Consider the following 5,496-nt stretch of genomic DNA (forward strand, 5'->3'; position numbering starts at 1 on the left):
GGCAGGCCCCGTGTATCTCACTTCGTGAGAAACGGGGCAGGCAGCACAAACCCCGCCTGGGAGATCGGGTAGTGGGATGGGCAGGATTCTGAAATTCTCGTTTTGATTTGAGGAGAAACATAGTCTGTCCTTCAAGTCCAAGCCTGAGTTCAGTGGGGCATATTTCCTGAGTGAACATTGCAACAAGGACGAAAGCACGCAGGTAAGTTCATTCTGTCTTTGAACTTAGATGCTGACTGTCAAGTGTACCAGGGGCTGGTGCAACTCTTTGTGGCTAGCGGATTGGATATATAAGTATAGATAATGACATATATCAAAGGACTGCAGTAGCTGTCCCGATTTGCCCCAGGAAATCGCAATTAGACCAAAAAAGCCCCGGTGAAAACTCTGTGTCTATTTGGAGCACACTGGGCAACTCCTTGTCTTGCAAGCGATTGGGGCCTGGCCGAATTGTGTTGCTTCCGGCATACTTCTTGCGATTTCTTACGATGCAGTCTGGTAAAACGAAAAACCCAGACTCAAGGCGATCCATTTGCGAGCAACGTCGAAGCGGAAGAGAGAAGATGGCTGCCTCACCTAAAATCAAAAAGATAACACTCGATCCATACGTCCTGGTCCTTTTCGTGGAGAGGGTTTTTGCTGAGCCTAAACGCAAGGGCGGGAAAAAGGACAAAAACAAGAATTCCAGAAAGAAGGAACAAGCAAGCTCCCCTAGTTTGAACTGAAGAAGCAGTGCGAGGCGTATCTGTGTTGTCCCCCTTTAGGAGAGCAGACCTGCAAGCTGTATAAGGGCGTTCTAGCGAGACGCCTCTCTTTTTTTTATCTCAATGAGAAGAACGCTTACGTCGGCAGGGGTGATGCCCTGTACTCTTGAAGCCTGCCCGACACTTGTGGGTTTCACTCTTGCCAGCTTCTGCTTTGCCTCATTTGAGAGGCCAAGAACCTTCTTATAGTCAATGCCTTCAGGGATCGGTTTGTTCTCCAGCTCAGACATCTTCGCAACCTGGGCGAGCTGTCTTTTTATGTATCCCCCGTATTTCGCCTCAATTTCAACCCGGCTGAGGATCTCAGGGTCGAGACCCTGAAGGAGACCATCAAGGTCCTGACAGCTGATCTCAGGCCTTTTCAGCAACTGGTAGGTCGACACGCCCCCCTCAACAGGAGATGAACCGCGCGAAGACAGGATAGGGTTTATCCGTTCAGAGCTAAGATATCGAGTTTCCAGGCTCTGGATGGCATCCAACACGGCCTGTCTCCTCTTCTCCACCGTCCGCATTACAACCTCATCAGCCAGGCCGAACTTGACGCCGTACTGAATCAACCTTTCGTCAGCGTTATCCTGTCGCAGAAGCAGTCTGTATTCAGCCCTTGAGGTGAACATTCTGTATGGCTCGTCAGTGCCTTTGGTGACTAAATCGTCAAGGAGAACCCCGATGTAGCTCTCGGACCTTTTTGGCACGAAACTCTGTTCATCCCTGATAAGGCAGACCGCATTGATGCCTGCAACAAGCCCCTGAGCAGCAGCCTCCTCATATCCGGAAGTCCCATTTATCTGCCCGGCGAGGAACAATCCTCTGACAGACTTTGTTTCAAGTGTTGGAAAGAGCTCAACTGGGTTCATGAAGTCATACTCAACAGCATAACCAGGTTTCAGGATCTTGACCCTCTCCAGCCCAGGAATCGTCCTGAGCATATCCAATTGCACATCTTGAGGCAGTGATGTGGAAACACCGTTCAGGTAACAGACTGAGGTATCCCTTCCATCAGGCTCTACAAAGACCTGATGGGCCGGCCTGTCTGCAAACCTGACCACCTTGTCCTCAATGGAAGGGCAGTATTTGGGGCCAATCCCTTTAATCACCTTCTGATAGAGCGGAGAACGGTCAAGGTTGCTCAGTATTATCTTGTGAGTCTTCTCATTGGTTCTCGTCAGGTAGCAATCTATCTGTTTGGGATTGAAGTCTTTTGTTCTGTGCGAGAAGTGCCCAGGGTTCATATCTCCAGGTTGGACCTGCATCTTTTCGAAATCAAGGGTGGAGGCTTCAACCCTTGCAGAGGTTCCTGTTTTCAGTCTACCCGGGCGCAAACCCAGGGAAGCAAGGGATTCGGAAAGGCCTTTTGAAGGCGGTTCGCCCAGCCGTCCCGAAGCAAGGTTTTCCATGCCTATGTGAATCAGGCCGTTCATAAATGTTCCCGCGGCAATGACCGCTGCCTCGCAGAGGTACTCAGCTCCGGAGGAGTCTGTCAAACCTATGAGTCGGCCCTTTCTGGCAATAATGTTGTCGATGGTCCCCCTCTCTAGCTGGAGATTCGGTTGAGCCTGGAGCACGTTTTTCATTTCTCTGCTGTACTGTGACCTGTCCGACTGAACGCGCAGAGACCAGACTGCCGGTCCCTTTCTCAGGTTGAGCATCCTGAACTGGATTCCGGTTTTGTCTGTGTTGAACCCAATCTCACCCCCGAGAGCATCTATCTCAAACACGAGGTGACTCTTTCCTAACCCGCCCACTGCGGGGTTGCAGGGCATGTGGGCGACCTTGTCAAGATCACTCGTCAAAAGGAGCACCCTTGCTCCCATGCGGGATGCCGCGAGGGCGGCTTCGCAGCCGGCATGGCCAGCACCCACAACGACAACATCATATTTCTCTGATGTGACTATCATAACAAGTTTTCCTCACGATGATTATATGCTGCCCAAACAGGGCTGTCAACTTTGCGAAAGGGCGAAGGTAGAATTACAAACTGCAAATTGCCAACTATTGCTTCGATTGGCAATTACGGTGACGTTGATTCAAGGGATGTTGATTCAAATTGCTCACTTAGCACTTGTCCTGAGTGAACGAGCTCATGAATCGAAGGACTACTAACTACAAATAGCCGCCCCCAGCTATGTGACAGATTTTGGGTTTTCTTCCGTAGTTTGCAGTTTCGCTGCGGCGGGTCTTGGCTGATACCTAGCCACTTGCATACAGCGTACAACCTACAGCGTACGGCTGTTTTCAGTATCCAGTTGACAAGTTCCAGTACTCTGCTAGAATGCGCCTGGGATTCAGGGAATAGCCTTTTTGCAGGGGGGGAGTTGTTGGCTAGGGAGCTCATCTTTGGACTGATTGGTGGCCTTGGCCTGTTTTTGTTCGGCATGAAGATCATGTCTGAGGCGCTGCGCAAGGTGGCGGGCGAGCGGCTCAGACGGATACTTCAGCTCCTCACGAGAACTCCGTTCATAGGAGTTCTGGTTGGAGCGGCGATTACCGCACTAATCCAGTCGAGTAGTGGAACGACCGTGATGACCGTCGGCTTCGTGAATGCCGGGCTCCTCACCCTGAGACAGGCGATAAGCGTTGTCATGGGAGCAAACATTGGAACCACTACCACGGCCTGGCTTGTCAGTTTTCTTGCCATATTCAAGATTTCAACCTATGCCTTGCCTGCAATAGGCGTGGGTTTTCTCTTGAGTCTGCTGGGGCGCACCAGGAACGCCAAGTCATGGGGACAGGTGATTTTGGGATTCGGGCTCTTGTTCCTTGGCCTTGGCGTAATGAAGGAGGCCTTTGCCCCGCTGGGGGCCAGCGAGGCAGTAAAACACGTGATGATGAAGTTTGCTCAGTATCCGATCCTGGGGGTGTTGGTTGGCTGTGTTGTGACAATGTTGCTGCAGAGCAGCAGTGCCACCATTGCGACCATCCAGGTTCTTGCCTTCAACGGTCTAATAAGTTTCGAATCGGCAATACCCCTGATACTCGGCGACAACATCGGCACGACCATTACCGCGGAGATTGCCTCTTTGGGGACGAATCTGACAGCAAGAAGGACAGCGAGAGCCCACACCATGTTCAATGTCATAGGTGTAGCCTATATGCTCATATTCGTTTACACCAACTTATATCCCAGGATGATACACGCTATTGTACCCGGCGCCATTACAAAGAACAACATCATGGTGCACATAGCGCTGGCGCACAGCGTATTCAACATATTCAACACATTCATAGTATTTCTTCCTGGTATTTCGATTCTCGAAAGGGTCGCGATAAAATTGACCCCTGGTAAGGAGCGTGGGCTGGTTCTGGCCCCAAATCTGCTGGAAAAGCACCTCCTTGATACTCCTCCGCTTGCAATTGATCAAGTTATGAAAGAGACGGTGAGGATGAGTGAAACAGCCAGAGACGCAATAGACAGGGCTGCTCAGGCCTTTTTTAGTGGCAACATGCGACTGAAATCAGATGTGACAGCAAATGAGGAAGCGCTTGATAGATTTCAGCACGATATCACACAGTATCTTGTTGAGCTGTCCCAGAAAAACCTCGGCAGAGTAGAATCTGAAAAACTTCCGGTATTACTCCACTCAGTTAATGACTTGGAAAGAGTGGGTGACCACGCGGAAAACCTTATGGAACTTGCAGAGAGAAAGAAGGAGCAGAGACTGCACATCTCACCTTCTGCCATAGCGGAGTTGAAGCGAATGGTAGCCAGAGTCGATGAGATGATGGTGTTCGTGGGGAGTGCACTGAGTAACTACGACTCCGAGGACGCGAAGAGGGCGCTCAAGTGTGAAGATGACCTGAACAGGATGCAGATAGAGTTTAGAGCAAGTCACATAGAAAGACTTAACAAGGGAATCTGCCTGCCTCTTTCCGGAATCCTTTTCCTCGACTTCGTGGACAATGTGGAGAAAGTTGGGGACCATCTGACAAACATTGCCCAATCGGTATTGTATGGGTTCAGATGGGATGGGGTACAGCCGCAATTGGGTTAGGTTTCACGGACATAAATAGTCAAAGGGCCCGTACCGTGTGGTACAGGCCCCTTGTCATTTCCGCGTTCATTTACCTGATTAGCGTGACCTTTCCCGTAAAGACTTCTCCGTCAGCAACCATTCTGTAGAAGTATATGCCGTTGTTCATATCTGGCGCGTCCCAGGTTAGAGTGTAAAGGCCGGTTGCCTTCTCTCCATCGACCAGTGTCGTTACCACGCTTCCCGTCACATCGTAGATTCTGAGAGTTACGTGAGTCGCAGCAGGAATCATGAAGCTTATACTTGTTCTGTCCGAGAACGGGTTGGGATAGCTCTCAAACAGGGCAAGTGCCTTCGGCTCGATAGGTCTATAGGAAGACACAGCCGGTCCCTGATCACCAGGCTCTGTCCCCATGTCGCGGATGCCTGCGCTCAGACCTCCAGGGGGACATTCTCCTGGAACCGTTGGACACCACGTCCTTGCGTCGCAGGTTGTTGGCGCATATCGGCAATCCGTGGGAGCGTTCGGCTTGTGGGTCACACCGCACCTGGAATACTCGGGGTCTGCGGGACACTTAGTCTTCTTGGGAGGACACTCAGTCTTCTTGGCCAGGCATTTAGTTACGACTTGTGACACACAGTCCCCTTTGCCGCACATTCAGTCATCTTCGGAGGGCAACGCGTCTCCTTCTGGGGGCACTCCGTGGCCTTCACCGGGCAGTAAGTCGTTTGTTCAGGGCACCAGGTTTTTGCCTCGCAAA

Annotated in this window: 3 protein-coding genes; 1 reads left to right on the forward strand and 2 read right to left on the reverse strand. The window is 51.1% G+C overall.

Annotation, left to right across the window (positions count from 1 at the left end; all coding sequences use genetic code 11):
• Positions 1–796: 796 nt before the first annotated feature.
• Positions 797–2,662 (reverse strand): tRNA uridine-5-carboxymethylaminomethyl(34) synthesis enzyme MnmG, encoded by a 1,866-nt coding sequence (mnmG, locus tag E3J62_04115; GenBank protein TET46487.1) that lies wholly within the window; start codon positions 2,660–2,662, stop codon positions 797–799.
• A 420-nt stretch (positions 2,663–3,082) separates the two neighbouring features.
• Between mnmG and E3J62_04120 the strand changes: the two genes are divergently transcribed.
• Positions 3,083–4,756, forward strand: a complete 1,674-nt coding sequence (locus E3J62_04120; GenBank protein ID TET46488.1) for a Na/Pi cotransporter family protein — start codon at positions 3,083–3,085, stop codon at positions 4,754–4,756.
• A gap of 70 nt (positions 4,757–4,826) precedes the next feature.
• Here E3J62_04120 and E3J62_04125 read toward each other — a convergent pair whose 3' ends face one another.
• Entirely contained in the window at positions 4,827–5,393 is a 567-nt protein-coding gene (locus E3J62_04125; GenBank protein ID TET46489.1) for a T9SS type A sorting domain-containing protein, read from the reverse strand.
• Positions 5,394–5,496 lie beyond the last annotated feature (103 nt).

The organism is candidate division TA06 bacterium (assembly GCA_004376575.1).
Classification (GTDB): domain Bacteria; phylum Hydrothermota; class DG-26; order E44-bin18; family E44-bin18; genus E44-bin18.

Bases quoted from the DNA above. Each gene is read 5' to 3' on its own strand.
- mnmG (TET46487.1), bottom strand. From the start codon at position 2,662: ATGATAGTCACATCAGAGAAATATGATGTTGTCGTTGTGGGTGCTGGC.
- E3J62_04125 (TET46489.1), bottom strand. From the start codon at position 5,393: ATGTGCGGCAAAGGGGACTGTGTGTCACAAGTCGTAACTAAATGCCTG.